Consider the following 21827-nt stretch of genomic DNA (forward strand, 5'->3'; position numbering starts at 1 on the left):
GATGATGAGAAAGAATGTATGTCATTTTTTTTACACTAGGGCAATTGGGAGAAATCAATGTCAGGAGCCTTTTTTCTTGCTTGGCGTTCATGCATCGATCCAATGGGGGTGGTTTCGTCAAAGAAACCGCAGTTTTTCATGAAAAAACGACCATCTTTTACGCCACCGGAATAGTCCATACGTGATTCTTTCCGGGCCGTTGCATCAGCGGTGAATTTGGCTTTTGTAAGCTCCACCCATTGTTTGTTGGTGGTGTAAATCCACTGGTTGTCGTATTGTGCATACCGGCTAATAGCCCCCGTCTCGGTAATAAAATTCTCCAGAAACGAATATTGATGGGTTAGCCAGGTATTGGTGTGTGGCCGCTTGAAACAGGCGATGAGTTGCCAGTTTCCAATTTCAGGTGCATAGAAATAGGCGGTGTACTCCGTAAAATTGTTATCCAATGGTCGTCCGCGAAGTAAAAAACGATAGGTTGTTCCGGCTTTCCAGTTAAAACGCATAAAGCTTTGACCTCCTGATCCTTCATTGCCAAATTCCCCGGTGGTAACGGTTGGCCCTTTGCGGTCTAATATAATTTTGTAATCGTCGGGAATGGTACTGGGATCGTCGGTTTGGTAGGGGCTCCAAACAGAGAACAAAACTCGGCGCTCGGTTTCAGAATTCACCTGCATGCCGAAATAGCCCTCTCCAAAGCCGTTAGCCATGAAATAAGAGCCCAGGATATCTTGCCCCTCAGGAACGGTTATTTCGTTGTAAAACCATTCGATATCGCCTGAATTTTCAGGAATCTGATAGCTTAGGTGAACAGAAGGTCCACGGCGTCCCCAATAATATTCTTCTTTGACATAGTACATTGTTCCTTCCGTTGCAGCTCCTCCTAGCTGGAGACTCTTGATTTCGGCATATTGACTAGCTGTTTTTTTCAATCCTTCCAACTCGATATAATGGTAGCCCGGTTGATCGATTTGAAAGCTGCCAACAAAGGTTTTTTGAAAGTTTGCACCTGCTAATGAAACAGTCTTGCTGTCCCCGTTGAGTGTGCAGTTCAGCTCAGAAGTTCCTTCCGGAACGCGGGCTTGAAGAGCCACATCTAACTGTCCGGCTTGCATGAGCTTAAAATAGATCCGAATCGTATTTTCTGCTTGGGTCCAATTTTGGATTCCTTCTTCGGATACCATTTGGTAGCCTTCAAAAGGAGTGGGGGAGATCCAGGCATTTCCGCCGGCCGGAACCGAATAAGGCGTTGCTGGAATAGCCTGACTGCCTTCCAGATCCTTACTACAACCCGTAAAAGCTGTAAACAAGGAAAAGCTTAATAGCAATAAGCCATGAATCAGAGATTTGAGTGTTTTCATTTTTGTAGTTTATTTGATGAGTAGTATTTGTTTCAACGAGTTAGTCAGCTGTGTTTAGTCTCCGTAATTGGCTGGATCCAAAGCTTCTGGAGACCACTGTTTGTAGAACAGAAGTACTTTTTTAGGGCTGTACGAACCATCCTCTTCTAAGTAGGCTGAATTTTGGGTGTGAATTCGATGTCCATTTTCATCAAGAACAACAAACACCGGAAAGCCAAATCGTTGCGGATAATCGAGGGATTTCAAAACCTCCAGATTCTTGTTTTCTTTGCTGTAATTTACTTTTACCACGACATAATTAGCATCGACAAAGTTCTTGATTTCTGCATTGCTATCAACAAAACGATGAAATTTGATGCACCAGGGACACCAGTTGCCACCGATTTGCAGAAAGATGTGTTTGCCTTCGTTCTTAGCTTGTTTAACTGCCTTTTCAATGGCTTCTTGCGCATTGGCGTTTGGATCATAAACTTTGCTTGTCTGAGCCGATAGATTCAAGCTAATTGCGATCAGGATAAAGATTCCAATAAACTTCTTCATTTGTTTTTTTAGTTTGAACCAGGATACAAGTTCATGCACATGACAGGTTTCATGTGTTTTAATTCAGTTATCACGGGCTCTATTTAAAAATTAAGTGACTGCCATTCAGTATTTCACATTTATTGCGTCACGTGTATATTGTGTGGCTAAAAATAAACATTGCGAAATAAGATAACTACTGAAAATATCATGGGAATGTAAAATTGCACAAAAAAAAGCCTCTTTTGATGAAGAGGCTTGGTTGACAGTATGTTGTACCTTAGTGGGTGTGCTTGTGGAAGTAGCTGTCTGAAAATTTTTCCAGTGTTGTATTTAGTTTGTCAATGACTGTCAAGTCAGTGGTTTGTTTGGCTTTCATTGAAAGAACCAACAGCTGGTGGAGTAGGGCTAGTTGATTGGTATACTTGGCATAAGCTTCAACTTCAGTTGGTTGAACGGGCTTAATGCGTTGGTGAAGAAAGTATTGGCTAACAATGTCTTGGATCTTTTTGGCATGCTCTTCTTTGTTCATGACCCAGCGAACCAACTGGTTGTAATTTTTATCGCCTGCTTCGGATAACTCATTGATCTGATTCATCGACTTTGCAATGGTCTCGATATGCTCCGCAATCAGTTCAACGCGAACAGAATCACCATAAATACCACAAGGAATTTCACAATGAGCATAGCTCTTTTGACCGATTGCTACCAGAGCTACAAACAGGCTAAGTACAAGTAATTTTTTCATAATAATTGTAATTTTTTTTAATTTGTAACCATACAACAAATAGGGTTGGATATAAGTTTATTAGCATGGAAAATAGGCAAAAAAAAGCCCTCTGAAAAATCAGAAGGCTTTGATATCGTATCTTTGGTAATTTACTTCAATTCCCAGCTAAATCCATCTTTGGTGTCTTTAACCACAAAGCCGAGGCGAGCCAATTCATCCCGAATTTTGTCGGCAGTTCCCCAGTCTTTATTGGCCTTAGCGTCTTGCCGAAGTTGCAACAACAGGTCAATGGCTTGCTCATAAGCCTCGGTATTGCTGTCTGATTGTTGTTCCGGTCTTTTTAAGCCAAATAAATCAAACACAAAGGTGGCGTATAAGGTCTTCAGTTCTTCCAGATCTTCGGGTGAAATGCTCGCTTTTCCGTCAGCAATGGAGTTAATCATTTTTACCCCATCAAAAAGATGTGCAATGGCAATCGGACTGTTTAAGTCGTCGTTCATTGCCTGGTAGCATTTTTCTCTTAGGCCTTTAACATCTACCGTTGAAGTTGCCTGTGCCTCCAGATTTTCGAGTGTTTCAGTTGCTTTTAACAGGCGCTCCATGCCTTTTTCAGCCGACTGCAAAGCTTCATTCGAAAAATCCAAGGTGCTTCGGTAATGAGCTGTTAGCATGAAAAAGCGGATGTTCATTGGCGAATAGGCTTTCTCCAACAGGGCATGTTCGCCACTGAAGAATTCATCCAGGGAGATAGCATTTCCCAATGATTTACCCATTTTTTGGCCGTTTAGGGTAATCATGTTGTTGTGCATCCAATAACGAACAGCATCTTTCCCGTTAGCTGCCTTAGCTTGAGCAATTTCTGCTTCGTGGTGGGGAAAGGTTAGATCCATTCCACCTCCATGAATATCAAAGGTCTCGCCAAGATATTTGCAACTCATGGCTGTACATTCTACGTGCCAGCCCGGAAAGCCCTCGCCCCATTTCGAAGGCCAACGCATGATGTGTTCTGGTGCCGCTTTTTTCCAGATCGCGAAGTCCAAGGATGATCGTTTTTCGTTTTGTCCATCCAGTTGGCGGGTGTTGGCTAGCAGATCCTCAATTTTCCGTCCTGATAGCTCGCCATAAGGATAATCTTTGGCGTATTTCTCGACATCAAAATACACGGAGCCATTGCTTTCGTAAGCATAGCCTGCAGCCAATATTTTTTCTACAGTTTCAATTTGTTCGATGATGTGACCGGTAGCCCGAGGCTCAATGCTTGGTGGAAGCACATTGAGCTGCTGCATGTTTTTATGGTAGTCGTTGGTATAAATTTGAACGATTTCCATTGGTTCCAGCTCTTCCAAGCGAGCTCTTTTGGCAATTTTATCTTCACCTTCATCAGCGTCATTAACCAAGTGACCAACATCGGTAATGTTACGTACATAGCGAACTTTATAGCCGATGTGTTTCAGGTAACGAAAAAGCAAATCGTAGGTCACTGCGGGGCGCGCATGTCCCAAGTGAGCTTTGCTGTATACGGTAGGGCCACAAACATACAAACCGGCTTTTCCCGGATGAAGCGGTTCAAAAACTTCTTTTTTGCGACTTAATGTATTGTAAATCTGTAGTTGATTTTCCATGGATTCGAGAAATTTGTGCAAAGGTAGAAAATTTCTCTGCAACTGTAATTAAATGGTAGATTGAGAATTCGGGGAAAGCTTATCCTTGGTGTCTTTTTTAGGCTTTTCGTGGTTTGGTCATTGCGATTGGATCGACCCATTGATCAAATTCATTGGCCGTCAGCAAGCCCGATTCGATCGCCGCTTGCTTGAGTGTTTTGGCTTCGGCATGGGCTTTCTTAGCGATTACTGCAGCTTGCTCGTAGCCAATATGAGGGGCAAGTGCGGTAACCAACATGAGGGAGTTGTTCAGGTGTTCTGCAATTTGTGTGTGGTTGGCTTCAATGCCCACAACACATTTTTCGAAAAAGGACGTGCAGGAGTCCGCCAGCAAATTTGCCGACTGTAGAAAGTTGGCAATGATGACCGGTTTGAACGTATTTAGTTCAAATTGCCCACTAGATCCAGCTACGCTCAAGGTGGTATCATTACCCATAATCTGGGCACAAACCATGGTTAGCGCTTCAATCTGCGTTGGATTAACCTTCCCGGGCATGATGGAAGAACCGGGCTCGTTGGCAGGTAGTAGAAGTTCGCTAATACCGCATCTTGGGCCGGAGGCAAGTAAGCGAATGTCATTTCCAATTTTCATAAGGCTGACAGCCAGTCGTTTCAACGCTCCATGAGCTTCGATCAGGGCATCGTGTGCCGCTTGAGCTTCAAACTTGTTGGGAGCTGATACAAACGGGAGGCCAGTGAGTTTCGTAAGCATGGATGCAGCTTCAGAAGCAAAACCTTTAGGCGTGTTTAGTCCTGTGCCAACGGCAGTTCCACCGATAGCCAATTCGGCTAAATGGGGAAGGGTGTTTTTTAGGGCCTGAATGCCATGATGCAGCTGCGAAGCATAGCCTGAAAACTCTTGTCCTAAAGTTAAAGGCGTGGCATCCATGGCATGTGTTCGCCCTATTTTTACAAGCTCTTTAAACTGTTCAGCCTTTAACTCTAAACCATCTTGTAATTGCTTTACCTGAGGAATTACGCGTTCAACCAAAACTTTATAAGCAGCAAGGTGCATGGCGGTAGGAAAGGTGTCGTTGGATGATTGAGAGCGATTCACATCATCGTTGGGATGAAGCACTCGGTGCTTTGCTTCCAGCTTATGACCGGCCAGGATTGTGGCACGGTTGGCAATCACTTCATTCACATTCATATTGGTTTGGGTACCCGATCCCGTTTGCCAGATAACCAAAGGAAAGTGGGCATCCAGTTGCCCTGCGATAATCTCATCACAGACTTGGGTGATAAGAGCAACTTTCCGGGCTGATAATAGCCCAAACTTTTGGTTGGTTAGGGCTACCGCTTTTTTCAGATAGCCATAAGCATGAATAAGCTCCATGGGCATGCTTGATGGCGGCCCAATTCTGAAATTTTCAATGGAGCGTTGGGTTTGTGCTCCCCAGTATTTGTCCACAGGAACTTCGACTTCGCCAAGTGTGTCTCTCTCAATTCGATACTTCATAATTTGTTTATTTTCAGGCTTCTAGTTATAGGACAACTGAATGATGCAGTTTGTTTGATCTTTAAGCCTGCGAAAAATGCATTTTTTCTGTTTCAGCATTTAAAAATGAAACTATATTTGCGTCCAGTTATTTGATATTTTGAATGAATAGGTTAACACCTTTAAAAGAGCGGCACCTGCTGAGGAATCAGGAGGAATACCAGGTGAAATACAACTATCTGAAATTCCCTTCACCGAAAGAAGCTGCGACTGCTATGCAAGACCGGAAGACGATTCTATCGACTTTTGAAAGCAGGGTAAAGTGGGGGTTTCACAACAGCAAAGTGGATGTTACTAAGTTATCCAAGGGATGTCAGCTTTGCGGCGAAGGGCAGTGGTCCTGTCTTTTCATCAATAACCTGTGCAACGGGAAGTGCTTTTATTGCCCGACGCAGCAGAATGATTTGGCACAGCCGGAAACGAACACCCTCATTTTTGAAGAGCCACAAACCTATGTTGACTACATTCGAAAATTTGGCTTTAAAGGGGTCAGTATTTCAGGGGGCGAACCGCTCATTTCCTTTGATAAAAGTTTGGCTTTTGTAAAAGCAGTGAAAGATGCTTTTGGCGATGAAGTTTACGTGTGGCTTTATACCAATGGGATTTTATTGACCCCGGAAAAAGTCGCGGCTTTTAAGCAGGCTGGGCTCAACGAGATGCGTTTTGATATTGGCGCTACGGAGTATAAAACCGATAAACTGCAGCTTGCTTTAGGTCAAATTCCGGTGGTAACCGTTGAAATTCCTGCTGTTCCACAAGAAGAAGAACTTTTAAAAGAAAAGATTCGTGAGCTGAGTGCTTTGGGAGTTAATCATCTGAACTTCCACCAAATGCGCCTGACTCCCTACAATTTCAACCAACTGGTTGAGCATGATTACACCTACATTCATGGAGAAAAGGTAACGGTCATGGAGTCGGAGCTAACAGCTTTGCGATTAATTCAGTTTGCCTTGGATGAAGGACTGGATCTTCCGATCAATTATTGCTCATTTGTCTACAAAAACCGCCATCAAAAATCAGCCAACCGGAAAAAACATGCCCCTTTGGTACGTTATCCCTGGGAGGAAGTGACTGAAAATGGTTTTATCCGGAATGTTTATACCCGTTTGCCCCGCGAAAGGCAAGGGGAAGTGCTTAATTTATTTGAAGATGAACTGGCTAAAGGCTGGGTGATTTTCAATGAGAAAACATCCCGGATGGATTTTCATTCTGAGCTGTTCAAGCGATTTGTCGCTTTAGAACTTCCACTTTGGGTGGAATACCATGTGAGCCATATTTTTCCTCAGGAAACGGGGATAAACGACTTTACTCGGATTCCTCTGAACGATGAAAGGGAAGTAGTCGTTGAACGGCGATTGGCTAATTTACCCATTGAGTTGGATGATGAAAAACGGAAGTTCTTCCTGAGCTTGTTGAATCAGGATGTTCAGTATAAAGAATCCGAAGATTCCAAAATTCAGCAGATTATGACTTACGAGTTTATCCCCGAAGGATTGGGGGATTACTATTAGTGAAGTGTCTAATAATACAAGAGTCAGAGAGAACAAGCAGTGATTGATAACTTGTCCTAACTGACTCCTTTTTATATTTTTTATCCGAATTAAATTACGCGTATCAGGTCTTCTGTTTGAGCGGTTAAATGCCCAAAAACGGAGGTGTTCAACTCGTTTTCTTCCAGTAGATTGATGACTTCCGGAATGGCATCTTGTTCTACTGCCAGTAGCAGGCCTCCGCTGGTTTGGGGATCGCAAAGTAGCAGTTTGTCTTCTTCGTTTTTCAGCTTGACACGGCATCCGTAGCTGTCCCAATTGCGGTGGGTACCTCCGGGAATACAGCCTTCTGCAATGTATTCAGCTACTTCTTTGAAGCGGGGAATCTTGTCCAGTTCAATTTCGGCCGAAAGCTGGCTTCCTTCGCACAGTTCGGTTAAATGGCCCAATAAGCCAAAGCCGGTTACATCGGTCATCGCTTTTACTCCGGGAATCGCAGCCAGTTCAACACCAATTTTATTCAGCTTCATCATGGACTCAGGTGCTAAATGTTGGTGTTCGGCTTTCAGTTTACCGTTTTTTTGCGCGGTGGACAACACACCAACACCCAGTGGTTTGGTCAATAGCAGCTGGCATCCTTCGGTTGCGGTATCGTTTTGTTTTAGCTGATCGGTAGCAACCTGTCCGGTAACGGCCAAGCCAAAAATGGGTTCCGGGCTATCAATGCTATGGCCTCCAGCAAGTGGAATTCCGGCCTCCAGGCAGGTTTGACGTCCTCCATCCAACACTTGTTGGGCAATTTCGGGCGCCAGTTTATTGATTGGCCAGCCCAAAATAGCAATGGCCAACAGTGGCTTTCCCCCCATGGCATAGACGTCGCTGATGGCATTGGCTGCCGCAATTTTCCCAAAGGAAAACGGATCGTCCACAATGGGCATAAAAAAGTCGGTCGTACTAATAATGGCCGTGCCATTTTGCATGTCGTAAACAGCGGCATCATCCCGGCTATCATTCCCCACCAGCAATTGCGGATGATTTCCAACAGGGAGCTGGCTATGCAAAATGGTGCTTAGTACTTTAGGCGATATTTTGCAACCACAGCCTGCGCCGTGGCTATATTGTGTGAGTTTTATCGTGCTCATAGTTCTCGACAAATTTTATAATGGTTTCAGCATTTTTTGTTGCATCAATTACAGCCAGCGGAATTTGTTGGACCTTTTCGGCATCGCGATGTGCGATTCCACGTCTGTAAGCTTTATCGTAGTATTGAAGGGTTAATAGCGCCACTTCGTAATAGTTGTTTTCTGCAAGCAATTGGTGAGCCTGCTTAACGTTTTGTCCTCCCAGACGTTTCGCAATGCCATCAATGGCTGCATCCAGCACATCATTTCCGTAAGCGGCATAGTCATTCACCAGAAAACGAGCCCGTTGTTCTTTGGGCAGATCGACGAAGTAAACATCTTGTTGACGGATTTGCAGAAACAGGGCCATAGGAATTTTCACGTGCCCAATACAGTGGCTTTCATCTTCAAGCCAAATGGGTTGTTGCAGGTCAAACGCACTCATCTGTTGGTGCAGGTAGTTCTCAAATTGCTCGACGCTGGGCTGGCTGCTTTCGCCAATGCTTCCAAAGGCTGAGCCTTTGTGATGGGCAATTCCTTCCAAATCAATCACCTGGTGACCTTTTCGCTGAATTTCTTTTAAGACCTGAGTTTTGCCACTTCCGGTGTAGCCACCTAAAATCCGCAGGAAAAAAGGCTGTTCAAAAAAGGAGAGTACATGCCGACGATAGGCTTTATACCCGCCTGTGATTAAACGAACATCCTTAAACCCATGAGCATGCAGGTGTTCGGCAAACGATTGACTGCGCATTCCTCCGCGCCAGCAATGAACGGCAACCGATGAATTCGGAGCTACTTTTTGACTTTCAGTGATAAACCAGTTCAGCTTAGGATTGACATATTGGTAGCCCAATTCAATCGCTTTTTCACGAGATTCACGGACATAAACGGTGCCCACATGGGCGCGTTCGTCATTCGAAAACAGGGCAATATTGGTGGCTCCGGGAATGTGGCCTTTCTCATATTCTCCGGGCGAACGTACATCAATCAGGGGCTGTGGGTGCTCTTGAGCGAGGTAATCATCAATGCTCATTTTGCTAATCATGGGCGCAAAATTAGCTGATTTTGAAAGATGAAACGAACACGAGAGCCAATAAAATTTCAGTCAACACAAAAAAAACGTTACTCATTTTTTTGAAATTGGGTTCAAATCAAGGATTTGGTTGGGGAAAAGTTCTCCTTGATTCACCTTTTTCCCATTCTCTTTAGGTGCTTATACTTATTTCTGTAAAATTTTTAATTCAGAAGGGGCAATAATTTGATAATTATCGCTTTTGACACTACATTTGTGGCAAATTATCAAATATTCCCATGATTTGGGATTCTTTGGTTATAAGGAAGAGTGGAGAGATCGGGCTCCGAGAAACTCTGGCAACCCTCTGTTCAACAATGGAAACGGTGCCAAAACCCGGCCGGAAACGGAATTATAATTGAAACTAAAAATGAAACGAGTGAAAATACAAGCAAACTCTCTTTTCCTGTTGAGCTTCATGCATTTTTCGAACAGCTGCATGCGCTGATCAGCGCAATTTATTTACCCTTTTTATCGAACCCTAAAAATCCTTTCAACGATGGGATTGGGCTATAGCTGTGTCTTTTTGTAAAAGATTAAAATCGAAAAAATAGCATGAGTATCAAGAAAACGTATGAAGAAATTAACGAGAAAATCAGAAGCGGAAAAGCTGTGGTACTGACCGCTGAAGAAGTCTCAGTCATGGGGCGGGAGCTATCACCTGCCGAAATCGTCAAAAAAGTTGATGTGGTAACAACGGCAACCTTTGGAGCTATGTGTTCCAGTGGTGCTTTTATCAATTTTGGCCATGCCGATCCTCCGATTAGGATGGAGAAGATCAGGCTCAATGGAGTGCCTGTTTATGAAGGGCTGGCTGCGGTTGATACCTACGTTGGAGCTACTGCCTGCGATCCGGAAAAGCCGGAGTATGGAGGTGCCCACGTCATTCAGGATCTGGTTGAAGGCAAGGAGCTGGAACTCGAAGCCTGGGGAAAAGGAACCGACTGCTACCCGCGGAAGTACATCAAAACGAGAATCAGCAAGGAAACGGTCAATGAAATGTTCCTGTTTAATCCCCGGAATGCCTACCAGAATTACAATGTCGCGGTTAACACCACCGATACGATCAAGTACACTTACATGGGCTCTTTGCTTCCTAATTTGCGGAATGCGACCTATTCAACATCCGGTGAGCTCAGTCCTTTGTTGAATGACCCGGAGTTTCGAACCATTGGTATGGGAACACGGATTTTTTTGGGTGGGGCCGAAGGCTATGTTTCGTGGCCCGGAACCCAGTTCAATACCAGTAAACCAAAGAATGAGCATGGTGTTCCGGTAAGTAATTCGGCGACGCTTGCCGTGATTGGCGATCTGAAACAAATGAGTTCGGACTACTTGCAGGCGGCCTATTACGAAAAGTACGGGGTGAGCCTTTTTGTGGGAATCGGTATTCCAATTCCGGTGCTGGATGAAGATATGGCCCGACGATTGACCATTCGGAATGAACAGATTGAAACCACGGTGTTGGACTACGGAACCGTGGGGACTCCAGCTTTGGGACGAGTCAACTACGAACAACTTCGGTCTGGACAGATCAAGGTAAACGGAAAGAAAGTGCGTACGGCTCCGGTTTCCAGCCTTTCGAAGGCCCGAAAAATTGCAAACTTGCTGAAAGAACAAGTTCAACAAGGTTCGTTTGAATTGGTGAAACCAGTGATGATGTTCCCAAAGAATACGAGTTTGAATGGCCTAAAAGAAGAAGGAGGCGAATCATGAAAAAGAAACGGTACCTTTTAAAATTTCCTCCGCAGAGTGGTGACAAAGCGCTGAGCTACCACCTGGTGAAAGATTACGATATCCGGATCAACATTCTGAAAGCCGAAGTGCGTCCGGGAAAAACCGGCAGTTTGGTATTGGAATTGGCTGGCACCTCAGATAATCTGAAAAAGGGGATCTCGTGGCTGAAAGATAACCAGGTGAGCTGTGAGCCATTGGATAAGCAAATTCAGTGGAACCAATCGCGTTGTATCCATTGTGGAAATTGCACCGCCGTATGTTTTTCCGGTGCGTTGACCATGGATCAAAACTGGGAGCTGAATTTTAACTCCGACAAATGCATTGTGTGTGAGCTTTGTGTGCCCGCTTGTCCGCTGAACTTGTTTGAAATTGATTTCAGATAGACAGAATAGTAACGATAATTCGAAAGAACAAAATATGATCATTGAACCAAGAACATACCGCAGTAGCTTTTCAAAAGAACGATTCGAGTCGTTTGTGATTACCTACAAAGATTCGGATATCTGGATTGGTATTGACCATGCTTCTTTCCAAAAGGAGATGGCTGATTTTGCCCTGAAGCAGTTGGAAGCTATTCGCGATGAGCTCGAAGCTTATGTGGCTGCTGATTCGATGTTTAAGAAGAGCCTGAAGCCTTGCACTGTGCAGGACGAGGCTCCTGAGTCAGCCAAAGTAATGGCTGCAGCAGCCGAAAAAGCAGGCGTTGGCCCAATGGCTGCCGTGGCTGGGTGGTTCAGCGAAAACATTGGAAAAGCACTTTTAGAAAACTTTTCCATTCTCGAAATGGTTGTGGAGAACGGAGGCGACATTTTTTTGAAGCTTCAAGAACCATTGATTATGAGTATTTTTGCTGGCGACTCACCTTTGTCAGGCATGGTCGGACTGGAAATTGCCGCAGAGCACAGCCCATTGGGCATCTGTACTTCTGCCGGAACGGTTGGTCCTTCACGTTCATTCGGAAAGGCCGATGCGGTCATGATTGCCTGCAAAGAAACGGCTCTGGCTGATGCCTTTGCCACGGGCTTTGGAAATTTGATCAAAAAGCCGGGCGATGTTGAGAAAGTCCTGAAACGAACCGAGCGGTTTGAGGAGATTATCGCGGCGGTGCTTATTTGCGAAGATCAGATTGGCATTCGTGGCGAATTTGAAATGAAGCTGATTCAATAATCCTTGTTGTAAAAAGTACGTACACTGGGAAACCAGTTTGTCGCTGACCGACAGGAAAAAAGAGAATAAATAAGATGATACAGAAAAATGACATACGGGAAGAGCTGAAAGAACGGGTGTTGGTTTTGGATGGAGCCATGGGAACCATGATCCAGAAGCACAAGCTTCAGGAAGAGGATTTCCGCAACGACTCTTTGGCCTCAAAAACCAATGAACTGTTTGGAAACAACGACCTGCTTTCGCTGACCCGACCAGATATTATCAAGGCAATTCATGCCGCATTTTTAGATGCCGGATCAGATATTTTGGAGACCAATACCTTCAATGCCAATCGGATCTCACAGGCCGATTATCATACCGAGGATTGGGTGTATGAAATGAATAAGGCATCGGCTGAGTTAGCTCGCCAGGTAGCGGACGAATACACGGCGAAAGATCCGTCGAAACCCCGCTATGTTGCAGGGGCGCTAGGGCCAACGAATAAGACACTTTCCTTGTCGCCGGATGTCAATGACCCTGGCTATCGTGCTGAGTCGTTTGACGGCATTAAAGAGGCCTATCGGGAGCAATTGGAAGGTTTGTTGGATGGTGGTGTCGACCTGTTGTTGGTGGAAACCATTTTTGACACCCTGAATGCCAAGGCTGCTCTTTTTGCGATTGAAGAAGAGCTGGAGAAACGGGGAATGCGCTTACCGGTGATGGTTTCCGGAACCATTACCGATGCCAGTGGTCGGACTTTATCGGGACAAACTGTTGAGGCATTTTTGAATTCCATGCGCCACATCGATTTGTTGAGTATTGGACTGAACTGTTCGTTGGGAGCAAAAGATATGCGCCCCTACCTGGAAGAAATGGCTCAGAAAGCGCCGTTTTACATCAGTGCCTACCCCAATGCAGGTTTGCCCAACCAATTTGGTGAATACGACGAAACACCGGAGGAAATGGCTGTTCAGGTGAAGGATTTTTTGGACAATCACTTCGTCAACATCATTGGTGGTTGCTGCGGAACAACACCCGACCATATCCGCAAATTTGCTGGAATTGCTGCAGCAGCGGAACCTCATATCAAGCAGAAGAATGACGAGCTGACCCGTTTTAGTGGTTTAGAGCCTGTTACGATAACTGCTGAAACCAACTTTGTGAATATCGGAGAACGATGCAACGTATCGGGATCACGTAAGTTTGCCCGTCTGATTCGGGAGGAAAAATACGAAGAAGCTTTAGCCGTTGCTCGTGACCAGGTGGAAGATGGTGCGCAGGTGATTGATGTCAACCTGGATGATGCCATGCTGGATGCCCACAAAGAGATGGTTCGCTTCCTGAACCTGCTCATGGCTGAGCCCGATATTGCCAAATTACCGGTGATGGTGGACTCGTCGAAATGGGAGGTGATTGAAGCTGGTTTGAAGTGCTTGCAAGGAAAAGCCATTGTGAACTCCATCAGCCTGAAAGAAGGGGAGGCGGAGTTCCTGGAACATGCCCAAAAAATCAAGCGATATGGGGCGGCAGCGGTTATTATGGCCTTTGATGAAAAGGGCCAGGCCGACAATTACGAGCGACGCATCGAGATTTGTGAGCGTGCCTATAAGCTGCTGACAGAGAAGGTTGGCTTCCCTGCAGAAGATATCATTTTCGACCCCAATATCCTGACGATTGGAACGGGGATGGAGGAACACAACAATTACGCGGTGGACTTCATCAATGCCATTCGTTGGATCAAAGAAAATCTGCCACATGCCAAAACAAGCGGTGGTGTGAGTAACGTTTCGTTCTCGTTCCGGGGAAATAACCTGGTGCGCGAAGCCATTCACTCGGTCTTCCTGTTTCATGCGATTAAAGCAGGGTTGGACATGGGAATTGTCAACCCGGGAATGCTGCAGATTTATGATGAAATCCCCAAAGATTTACTGGAATATGTTGAGGACTTGGTGATGAACCGTCGTCCGGATGCTACCGAGCGCTTGCTTGAGTTTGCTCAAAACCTGAAGGAGGATCCAAGCAAGGTGGTCCGGAAGGATGAATGGCGGGAGTTACCCTTGGAAAAACGGCTGGAACATGCCTTGGTAAAAGGAATTCCAGACTATGTTGAGATTGATTTGGCTGAAGCACTGCCGAAGTATCAACCTGCTTTGAGCATTATTGAAGGCCCGCTGATGGATGGTATGAATGTCGTGGGAGACCTGTTTGGCTCTGGAAAGATGTTCTTGCCCCAGGTGATCAAATCGGCCCGGGTGATGAAAAAGGCAGTGGCCTTTTTGCTGCCCTACGTCGAAGCCGACAAGGAGAAGTACAAGGATCAGCAAAGTAGCCAGAAGAAGGTGCTGATGGCCACGGTAAAAGGTGATGTCCACGATATTGGTAAAAACATTGTTGGCGTAGTTTTGGGCTGTAACAACTACGAGGTAATTGACCTTGGCGTGATGGTTCCAACCGAAAAAATCCTGGAAACAGCCATCAAAGAAAAGGTGGATGCCATTGGGCTGAGTGGCCTGATTACCCCTTCCTTGGAAATCATGGCCAATGTAGCGAACGAGATGGAGCGCCAAAACTTTAAGCTTCCGTTGATGATTGGTGGGGCAACGACCTCCAAAATCCATACGGCAGTGAAAATTGCGCCGCAATATTCCTTTCCCGTAGTGCATGTAAAGGATGCCAGCCGCACGGTGAATGTGGTGGCAAACCTGGTGGCTAACAACCAGGAGTTCATCGATAATTTGAAGGATGAATACGCCAAGATACGTGAGTTCCACGGACAAAAGAAAAAGAAGGAGTACCTGAGTTTAGCGCAGGCTCGTGCCAATAAGTTCCAGATTGACTGGAGCAAAGATGAAATTTATAAACCCAAGCAAACCGGGATTTTTGAGCTGATCGATTTCCCAATTGAAGAACTGAGGAAGTATATCGATTGGAATTTCTTCTTCTTTGTGTGGGAGTTGCGTGGTAAATTCCCGGAAATTTTGGACGACGAACGTCAGGGTGAACAGGCCCGCAAAGTCTATGAAGATGCCCAGATCATGCTCGATGAAATCATTGAGAAGAAGATGCTACAGGCCAATGGTATTTATGGGATTTGGCCGGCCAATGCTGAGGGCGATGACATTGTGCTTTACCAGGATGAAGAGGCTCAAAATGAACTGGGCCGTTTCTATCACCTGCGTCAGCAAGAAAAGAAACGGGAAGGCTCGCCCAACTTCTGTTTGTCTGACTTTGTAGCGCCTAAAGAGCTTGGAAAGACGGACTACTGCGGAGCTTTTGCGGTAACAGCCGGAATTGGTATCGAGAAGTGGATGGAGCAGTACAAGGCCGATCATGATGATTATAAAGCCATTATGTTGGAGGCTATTGCTGACCGTCTGGCCGAAGCTTTTGCTGAGCTGCTGCACGAAAAAGTGCGTCAGGACTACTGGGCTTACGCCCCGGGTGAAGAGCTTTCGTGGGACGATGTTTTGAAAGCGAAATACCAGGGAATCCGTCCGGCCATGGGCTATCCTGCTTGTCCGGAGCACCACGAAAAAGAGAACTTGTTCAACATTTTGGGTGCCGAGAAGATTGGCATCACGCTCTCCGAGCATTACGCCATGTATCCAACAGCGGCAGTTTGCGGACAGTTTTTTGCCCATCCGGAGTCGCGTTACTTCAGCCTCGAGAAAATCTCGCAAGATCAGGTGGAAGACTATGCCCAACGCAAGGGAGTTTCGGTTGATATGGTGGAGCAATTCTTGCCAGTGAACCTGAACTATAAAGGAATTTAAAATAGAAAATACAGGTCCTGAAATGAATTCAGGGAGACGCTTATAAAAAGGAACAAAAAATAGATAGATCATGAAGAATTCAGCAGCAAAAGTTCTTATTGCCTTTGTGCTGGGAATACTGGCTATGTTTGTGTTGGATATGGTTTTCCATTTCAACAATTCGGTGGAGAAACAACTGGAGCGCGAAGCCAATAAAGCGCAGAAGAAAATAGAAAACATTTTTAAATAAACAGAGTAAGTGAAGGTATGACTCACGACTCGAAATGCACGACTCGATATGAAAGTGATTGACATTATAAACAACAGCGATAAAACGGTTTTCTCGTTCGAACTGCTTCCTCCGCTAAAAGGAAACGATGCGAGCACGATTTACCGGACCATTGAAAGTTTGATTGATTATGCCCCTCAGTACATCAACATCACCACACACCGCGATGAGATGATTTACAAGGAACTGGCAGACGGAAGCATTGAAAAACGGACCGTGCGGAAACGCCCCGGAACCGTGGCCATTGCTGCTGCTATTCAACACAAATACGGCATTCCGGTAGTGCCCCACATTTTGTGTGGTGGTTTTTCGAAAAGCGAAACCGAGCATGTTTTGATTGACCTGAATTTCATGGGAATCAGCAATGTGTTGGCCTTGCGTGGCGATGGGCTAAAAAGCGATCATGTTTTCCGGGCCAATCCGGATGGGCATGCCAATGCCAGCGAGCTGGTGGAGCAGATCGTGAATTTGCGCGAGGGCAAGTACCTGGAGCCAGACCTGAAAAATAACTCTCCACTCGATTTTTGCGTTGGGGTGGCAGGTTACCCTGAGAAGCACTTCGAAGCGCCTAATTTCGATACTGATATGGCCTATTTGAAGCAAAAAGTGGATGCCGGAGCCGACTACATCGTGACCCAGATGTTTTTCGATAACCAGGTGTACTACAATTTTGTAGACAAATGCCGCGAAGCCGGAATCACCGTGCCCATTATTCCGGGTATTAAGCCCATTAACTTGAAGAATCAGCTGACCGTGCTGCCTAAAATTTTCAGCATTGATTTGCCGCAGGAACTGGCGACTGAGCTGGCCAAATGCAAAAACAACGACGATGCGAAAGTGGTGGGTACCGAATGGGCTATTTACCAGTCGAAAGACTTGGTGGCCAACAAAGTGCCCAGCTTGCATCTATATACCTACGGCGTGTCGGACAATGCCCGCAAAATTGTTGAAGCCGTATTTTAACAGGCTATAAGAGAGCATAAAAATACAGGAATCCGGTCTTTAAAGGCCGGATTTTTTGTTGGGAGAAGCTTTGTATGGCTCCCGCGCGATTGTATCGCATGGATAGTCTTAGCAGGAAGTGCCGCACGATACAATCTTTCGGCAACGAGGGAGAGCTTATTTATTGAACTTTTGTGATCATTTGATTTCTGGCAATGAGGTATTTTTCATTGTTATCTGTTAAGTCAGTGATTTTTATGACGACGTCAACAGAGATCCCTGTTTCCCATTCCGGCCCATCTTTACTGATGAAAAAGGATTTGTATTCTGGTGTGGAATTCTCTGGATTAGTACCTGGTTCAGAAGTCCAGATTTGATGTTGATTTATCACGTAAAGATTTGAAACAGTTAATTCTTGCGTGATAACAGTACTGTCTGTGTTTACAATCCAAATTGGAGCAATCAGTCTTCTGTTTTTCTCTTTGATGGGACCAATGCCCGGGGTGAAATTTCGATAAAGCTCGGTTTCAAGTGTTAGCTGCTGACTTGCTATTTTCAGGGTGTCAGCAGAATGCTCGTATAACTTTTCAATGAGTGCTGGATCAGTAGTTATTATGCCTTCTAAATCATCTTCCTGACATGCATAGTTCGTTGCCATAGTCAATATGGTAAGAAGTGCGATGATGCATCTCTTTTTCATTACGAGTAGGTTTTCGTTTCAATCATGATGAATTAAAGCGACTTAGGGTTGCGTCCTTAGTTCGTTTTATTAATGCTAATCGTTCAAAATGAATGAATTTATTTCATCCTGGCTTTTGTCTCTTAATTTCCAGCAATCTGAAAATCCGAATAGCCTCTGGGAAGAAAGGCAAAGGCACAGGCAAAGGTGAAGTGAGAGCTACCTGTACTGTCTTGGTTCTAGTTTCTTGGCTCTTGGTTCTTCAAATCCAGCAATCTAAGCATCATTTGCTCTTCTTCCTTGATCGGATTGGCAAAACCTCGTGCCAAGGGGTGCTGGGGCGGTTGGCAGGATAACCGTGTTCCTGACGGTAGGCTTTGCGTTCGTTGGTAAAGTCCCACCACTTTTTGGTTGCGTCGTGGGTCGTGGCATAGTGCACCACCAGGCGAAATTGATCTTCAACACAGGGATCGGTCCAGAAGCCTTTTTTGAGCTCATAGGCATCGGTCAGTTGGGCGCCATCTAAGCCCTTCAGCTCATCGATGGCGTAGTAGCCCAAGAAAACAAGGTCTTCGGCAAACTTGAGCCCAACCGAGGGCATACGCTGGAACTCGGCCAAAGCATGAATTTCTCTGGCGCGTTCGGGGCTGGCGTCCAGTAAAACTTCCAGTTCATCTACGGCAAAATTGAGAAGTTCACCCAGGCGTACTTTATGCGCTTTGAGTGAGGCTTTTTCGGTTTCATGCAGCGGTAGTTTGATAGTAGATTTTGTTTTCATGCTGTAAATGAGTTTAGGATACCAATCGGCTAAGATCAAGATTAAAGGTAACGCTTTTTCATGGCTCAGTCGCTTGTAGTTCGATAAAATAATGGGAGGCTCCAGGTGAATAAAACGGTTGATTTGTTACTTTTGCAGCGCTATTTTATCAAAAAATAATCCTGTTTTACCATGAAGATTTTCAAACTGCTTCTGTTGCTTGTTCTTTCTTTTAGTCTGTGGTCATGTAATGAGCATGATGATGAAGTCATTAAAGCCGATTTTTCTGTTTTGGGTGTGACCACCGTTTCGATCAACAATAAGCCTTACTCCGTAAAGGAGGGAATGTTGTTGGAAGTGGAGGAGGACGAATTGATCGCTTTAGTTGGTTTTGAATCAACCCAATCAACAGCGCGTTTGATGATTGAATATGCTGTAATCATTTCGGCTGATGAACCCTTTGTTGTTGCTGCTGAAAGCGCTTATCCGGATGTCGTGATAACGATTGATACAGAGGAGGAGGACGACAAGATCCACTGTGTTGTTCAGTTTAGCCGGGAAGGCTACCAGGAACAGTTAAGCTATGAGTTTTACGCAATCTCCGCTTTGCCTGAAGTGGAGTAAACTCTGCTTTCCGAATCCAATCGTTTGGTTAAATGACTCAAAGCCCTTGCTTGGGGCGCGTATCAACGGCCTCTTTTTCACGGTTTAAGTTATGCCTGTTTTTGCCGCTCTTAAACTGATAGCTGACTCGGAACATCAACGGAATGGTGGGTAACGTCAGGTTGCCGGTATACTTGCTGGTGAATCTGGAAGCCTGAATTTCGGAGCCTTGGTAAACAAAGGATTTGGCAAAAGGCAGGGGACTGACGATCCCTATTTTCAGCTTCTTCTGAAATGTTTTGTCCAGCGAGATAAAGTAAAGCGGCTCATAAAAAGCATTGTCCTGAATGTTTTCGCGGGCCGTAGCGCATTGAAAAATCGCTGATAAGGCAAAGTCCTTTTTGAGGGATAGAATGGAGGAAATGCTTGATTCAAGCACCAGCTTGTTTTTGTTGGCGATCCCGAATTGTTTTGCCGTACTGTTTCCGGAAGTGCTTAGCCGATACAAACGAAAGGATGGATTGATGGAGACGATCCCAAATTGGAGTGCCCCACTTAGTTGCAGGCCATAGTGGTGAATGTCGCCGAGGTTTTCGACCTGTTTGACGAATAAACCCGTGTCGTCCAAGTGGGTGAGCTGGTTGATGGCGTTGGCTTGTGTTTCGTAAAACAACTGGGCCGACAGGTAGTTGTTGTTCAAACGCCTTGTATACTTAAACTGCACTTGGCTGCGGAACTCCGGCTCTAGCCGTGGATTGCCTTTGCGGATGGTGTAGGGATCGTCGCGATAAACAAACGGATTAAGCGAATAAACCGATGGGCGATTGACCGAGCGGCGGTACGATACATAAAGGTCGCTGTGTTGGCTTAGCGGGTAATGGCAGGCTACATAGGGCAGCAAGGAAAAGGATGATCGGTGCTGATCGTCCTTGAGCTTTGTTTCTGCATTTTCGGCCCGTAGACCGAGTTTTACATCAAACTTGGGCCGTTGGTAGCTTAGCGTGCTATACAAAGCGTAAACGTGCTCCTGGTACGAAAAACGATCCGATGTTTGGTCGTGCATCGCCCGGGTTTTAAGCTTGAGGCCGGTGTCCCATTGCAGGTGCTGCTTGAGCGGGGTGGTAAAATCAACCTTCAGCACAAAGCTTGATTGCCTGGGGTTTTCAGCATTGGTTTGGTGCCCGGTATCGGTTTGGTAGCTCACCGTATTCTCCGAACGGCTATGGGCGTGGCTCAGATCCACCATCAGGGCTCGTCCTTCGGCGTGAAACAAGTGTTTGTAGTAAAGAGAATAGAGTTGACTGAGGTTCTTGTCACTTTCTTCTTTTTGAGCTTCCCAATCCGAACTTCCGCTTGCTTGCGAGACAACATGGCCATCTTGCTCATAAGAGTAGGGATTAATAAAGCCGTAAAGGTTGAAAACATCCTTGGGGCTGAGGTGGTAATCCAGCCCATAATGAAATTTGTGCGACCGGTTTTTCTGGCGCACATGCTGAACGGAGGACAGCTCGGTAAGGGCATCGTTGCCAATAATCTGGCGGTTAATTTTCTCATCAATATCTTCGGAATTAATTTCGCCATTGTACGAGGTGTATAGGTTGATTTTGTTGTGGCTGTAGTTGAATTGGTAGGTCGGAAAGAGGTAAACCACCTTGGACGAAAGGGGGATTTCAGAAAACAGCCGTCCGCTAAAACCACGAAGCTGCTCTTTTTTCAGAACGATATTGATCACGCCCGACACATTTCCCTCGTAGTTGGAAGGAGGCGTATCCAGCACCTCAATCTTGTCGATACTCGACGGGTTAAGCTGGCTGAGATAGCTTTTGTCGCGCTCTTTCCCATCCACAAAAAGGAGGATGTTTGACTGCCCGTTAATCGAAATGTTTTGCTTGAGGTCAACCCGTATCCCGGGCAGCTGTCTCAACAGTTCCGGCGCATTTCCCGTGGCCGACAGCATTTTGTTGTTCACGAAGTAAATGGTTTTATCTGTGGCTGATTTACCTTGAATGCGGTCGGCTACCACCACCGTTTCGGCGATAAACAGTAAGGAATCCCGAAGGTAAATGGGCCCGGCCTCAATTGTTGAGGGACTGGCTATTTCAAAGGTTTTACGGGCCTTTCCGTAGCCCACGGAACTGACCAGTAGCTGGTAGTTGCCATTGGGCACCTGGCTGATGGCAAAAGAGCCTTGCTCATTGCTAATGGTTCCTGCCAGCAATTGCGGCGTACTGCCGGAAACATTCATCAACCGAAGGGTCGCAAAAGGGATGGGCTGATGGCTTTCTGCTTCGAGAATGCTTCCGGAGATTGTGGATGTGCTTTGAGCAAAAAGGGCCATGGAAACGAATAGCAAAAGGCTCGTTAGGACGTATTTGATGAAGCTTTTCATGACTGTGAGATTTTGGATTTTTACACAAAAAAAAGCCGGAGAACGCCTGCTCTGCAAGTTATTGTGACCGATAGCTCTGAATTG

At 45.5% G+C, this 21827-nt stretch carries 18 protein-coding genes and 1 riboswitch; of the genes, 8 read left to right on the forward strand and 10 right to left on the reverse strand.

The genetic code is table 11. The annotated features are described in order from the left end of the window. Positions 1–35 precede the first annotated feature (35 nt). The 5 genes from BM156_RS01820 to fumC form a co-directional block, all read right to left on the reverse strand. On the reverse strand, positions 36–1358 hold the full coding sequence (locus BM156_RS01820; protein ID WP_093918112.1) for a DUF3472 domain-containing protein: 1323 nt from the start codon (positions 1356–1358) through the stop codon (positions 36–38). 54 nt (positions 1359–1412) lie between these two features. Next, positions 1413–1898, reverse strand: coding sequence for a thioredoxin family protein (locus tag BM156_RS01825; protein ID WP_093918113.1), 486 nt, complete (start codon positions 1896–1898; stop codon positions 1413–1415). A 259-nt stretch (positions 1899–2157) separates the two neighbouring features. Then, the gene (locus BM156_RS01830) at positions 2158–2625 is read right to left on the reverse strand and encodes a superoxide dismutase [Ni] (protein WP_093918114.1); all 468 of its coding nucleotides are present in this window, start codon (positions 2623–2625) and stop codon (positions 2158–2160) included. A gap of 131 nt (positions 2626–2756) precedes the next feature. Then, entirely contained in the window at positions 2757–4229 is a 1473-nt protein-coding gene (gene cysS, locus BM156_RS01835) for a cysteine--tRNA ligase (RefSeq protein ID WP_093918115.1), read from the reverse strand. A gap of 97 nt (positions 4230–4326) precedes the next feature. Continuing rightward, positions 4327–5727 (reverse strand): class II fumarate hydratase, encoded by a 1401-nt coding sequence (gene fumC, locus BM156_RS01840; protein WP_093918116.1) that lies wholly within the window; start codon positions 5725–5727, stop codon positions 4327–4329. Positions 5728–5870: 143 nt separating this feature from the next. On the opposite strand from fumC, the gene BM156_RS01845 reads away from it, so the two are divergent. After that, positions 5871–7277 (forward strand): radical SAM protein, encoded by a 1407-nt coding sequence (locus BM156_RS01845; RefSeq protein ID WP_093918117.1) that lies wholly within the window; start codon positions 5871–5873, stop codon positions 7275–7277. An 89-nt stretch (positions 7278–7366) separates the two neighbouring features. Here the strand turns inward: BM156_RS01845 and selD are convergent, their stop codons facing one another. Next, positions 7367–8398 carry a selenide, water dikinase SelD gene (gene selD, locus BM156_RS01850; protein ID WP_093918118.1) on the reverse strand — a complete coding sequence of 344 codons (1032 nt, stop codon included), beginning with the start codon at positions 8396–8398 and terminating at the stop codon, positions 7367–7369. Continuing rightward, complete coding sequence (gene mnmH, locus BM156_RS01855) at positions 8370–9422, reverse strand: tRNA 2-selenouridine(34) synthase MnmH (RefSeq protein WP_093918119.1); 1053 nt, start codon at positions 9420–9422, stop codon at positions 8370–8372. Before mnmH ends, selD begins: the two co-directional genes overlap by 29 nt. A 282-nt stretch (positions 9423–9704) precedes the next feature. After that, positions 9705–9810: riboswitch (SAM riboswitch) on the forward strand. Positions 9811–10004: 194 nt separating this feature from the next. On the opposite strand from mnmH, the gene BM156_RS01860 reads away from it, so the two are divergent. The 6 genes from BM156_RS01860 to metF all read left to right on the forward strand — a co-directional run bounded on the left by BM156_RS01860 (position 10005) and on the right by metF (position 17336). Next, a complete protein-coding gene (locus BM156_RS01860; protein ID WP_212733384.1) occupies positions 10005–11165 on the forward strand; it encodes a homocysteine biosynthesis protein in 1161 nt (386 codons plus the stop codon). Beyond that, positions 11162–11569 carry an NIL domain-containing protein gene (locus BM156_RS01865; RefSeq protein WP_093918120.1) on the forward strand — a complete coding sequence of 136 codons (408 nt, stop codon included), beginning with the start codon at positions 11162–11164 and terminating at the stop codon, positions 11567–11569. The genes BM156_RS01860 and BM156_RS01865 overlap by 4 nt, the downstream gene beginning before the upstream one ends. A gap of 34 nt (positions 11570–11603) precedes the next feature. Beyond that, positions 11604–12353 (forward strand): UPF0280 family protein, encoded by a 750-nt coding sequence (locus BM156_RS01870; protein WP_093918121.1) that lies wholly within the window; start codon positions 11604–11606, stop codon positions 12351–12353. A gap of 74 nt (positions 12354–12427) precedes the next feature. After that, positions 12428–16105, forward strand: a complete 3678-nt coding sequence (metH, locus tag BM156_RS01875) for a methionine synthase (protein WP_093918122.1) — start codon at positions 12428–12430, stop codon at positions 16103–16105. Between the two features lie 70 nt (positions 16106–16175). Continuing rightward, positions 16176–16334: a hypothetical protein gene (locus tag BM156_RS20630; RefSeq protein ID WP_170846821.1), complete on the forward strand. Its 159-nt coding sequence runs from the start codon at positions 16176–16178 to the stop codon at positions 16332–16334. Positions 16335–16382: 48 nt separating this feature from the next. After that, complete coding sequence (metF, locus tag BM156_RS01880) at positions 16383–17336, forward strand: methylenetetrahydrofolate reductase [NAD(P)H] (protein ID WP_093918123.1); 954 nt, start codon at positions 16383–16385, stop codon at positions 17334–17336. Positions 17337–17496: 160 nt separating this feature from the next. Here the strand turns inward: metF and BM156_RS01885 are convergent, their stop codons facing one another. Together BM156_RS01885 and BM156_RS01890 are read right to left on the reverse strand one after the other, a co-directional pair. Then, the gene (locus BM156_RS01885) at positions 17497–18015 is read right to left on the reverse strand and encodes a hypothetical protein (protein WP_093918124.1); all 519 of its coding nucleotides are present in this window, start codon (positions 18013–18015) and stop codon (positions 17497–17499) included. Positions 18016–18277: 262 nt separating this feature from the next. Beyond that, the gene (locus BM156_RS01890) at positions 18278–18772 is read right to left on the reverse strand and encodes a helix-hairpin-helix domain-containing protein (protein ID WP_093918663.1); all 495 of its coding nucleotides are present in this window, start codon (positions 18770–18772) and stop codon (positions 18278–18280) included. A 171-nt stretch (positions 18773–18943) separates the two neighbouring features. On the opposite strand from BM156_RS01890, the gene BM156_RS01895 reads away from it, so the two are divergent. Continuing rightward, entirely contained in the window at positions 18944–19375 is a 432-nt protein-coding gene (locus BM156_RS01895; RefSeq protein ID WP_093918125.1) for a hypothetical protein, read from the forward strand. A gap of 37 nt (positions 19376–19412) precedes the next feature. Here the strand turns inward: BM156_RS01895 and BM156_RS01900 are convergent, their stop codons facing one another. Then, entirely contained in the window at positions 19413–21743 is a 2331-nt protein-coding gene (locus BM156_RS01900; protein ID WP_093918126.1) for a TonB-dependent receptor, read from the reverse strand. Positions 21744–21827: the final 84 nt, after the last annotated feature.

This window comes from Sunxiuqinia elliptica (assembly GCF_900113005.1).
Classification (GTDB): Bacteria; Bacteroidota; Bacteroidia; order Bacteroidales; family Prolixibacteraceae; genus Sunxiuqinia; species Sunxiuqinia elliptica.

Coding starts and splice junctions, on each gene's coding strand:
- BM156_RS01885 (WP_093918124.1), bottom strand. CDS start 18,015: ATGAAAAAGAGATGCATCATCGCACTTCTTACCATATTGACTATGGCA.
- BM156_RS20630 (WP_170846821.1), top strand. CDS start 16,176: ATGAAGAATTCAGCAGCAAAAGTTCTTATTGCCTTTGTGCTGGGAATA.
- selD (WP_093918118.1), bottom strand. CDS start 8,398: ATGAGCACGATAAAACTCACACAATATAGCCACGGCGCAGGCTGTGGT.
- BM156_RS01860 (WP_212733384.1), top strand. CDS start 10,005: ATGAGTATCAAGAAAACGTATGAAGAAATTAACGAGAAAATCAGAAGC.
- BM156_RS01890 (WP_093918663.1), bottom strand. CDS start 18,772: ATGAAAACAAAATCTACTATCAAACTACCGCTGCATGAAACCGAAAAA.
- cysS (WP_093918115.1), bottom strand. CDS start 4,229: ATGGAAAATCAACTACAGATTTACAATACATTAAGTCGCAAAAAAGAA.
- BM156_RS01825 (WP_093918113.1), bottom strand. CDS start 1,898: ATGAAGAAGTTTATTGGAATCTTTATCCTGATCGCAATTAGCTTGAAT.
- BM156_RS01820 (WP_093918112.1), bottom strand. CDS start 1,358: ATGAAAACACTCAAATCTCTGATTCATGGCTTATTGCTATTAAGCTTT.
- BM156_RS01900 (WP_093918126.1), bottom strand. CDS start 21,743: ATGAAAAGCTTCATCAAATACGTCCTAACGAGCCTTTTGCTATTCGTT.
- metH (WP_093918122.1), top strand. CDS start 12,428: ATGATACAGAAAAATGACATACGGGAAGAGCTGAAAGAACGGGTGTTG.
- BM156_RS01895 (WP_093918125.1), top strand. CDS start 18,944: ATGAAGATTTTCAAACTGCTTCTGTTGCTTGTTCTTTCTTTTAGTCTG.
- mnmH (WP_093918119.1), bottom strand. CDS start 9,422: ATGATTAGCAAAATGAGCATTGATGATTACCTCGCTCAAGAGCACCCA.
- BM156_RS01845 (WP_093918117.1), top strand. CDS start 5,871: ATGAATAGGTTAACACCTTTAAAAGAGCGGCACCTGCTGAGGAATCAG.
- metF (WP_093918123.1), top strand. CDS start 16,383: ATGAAAGTGATTGACATTATAAACAACAGCGATAAAACGGTTTTCTCG.
- BM156_RS01830 (WP_093918114.1), bottom strand. CDS start 2,625: ATGAAAAAATTACTTGTACTTAGCCTGTTTGTAGCTCTGGTAGCAATC.
- BM156_RS01865 (WP_093918120.1), top strand. CDS start 11,162: ATGAAAAAGAAACGGTACCTTTTAAAATTTCCTCCGCAGAGTGGTGAC.
- fumC (WP_093918116.1), bottom strand. CDS start 5,727: ATGAAGTATCGAATTGAGAGAGACACACTTGGCGAAGTCGAAGTTCCT.
- BM156_RS01870 (WP_093918121.1), top strand. CDS start 11,604: ATGATCATTGAACCAAGAACATACCGCAGTAGCTTTTCAAAAGAACGA.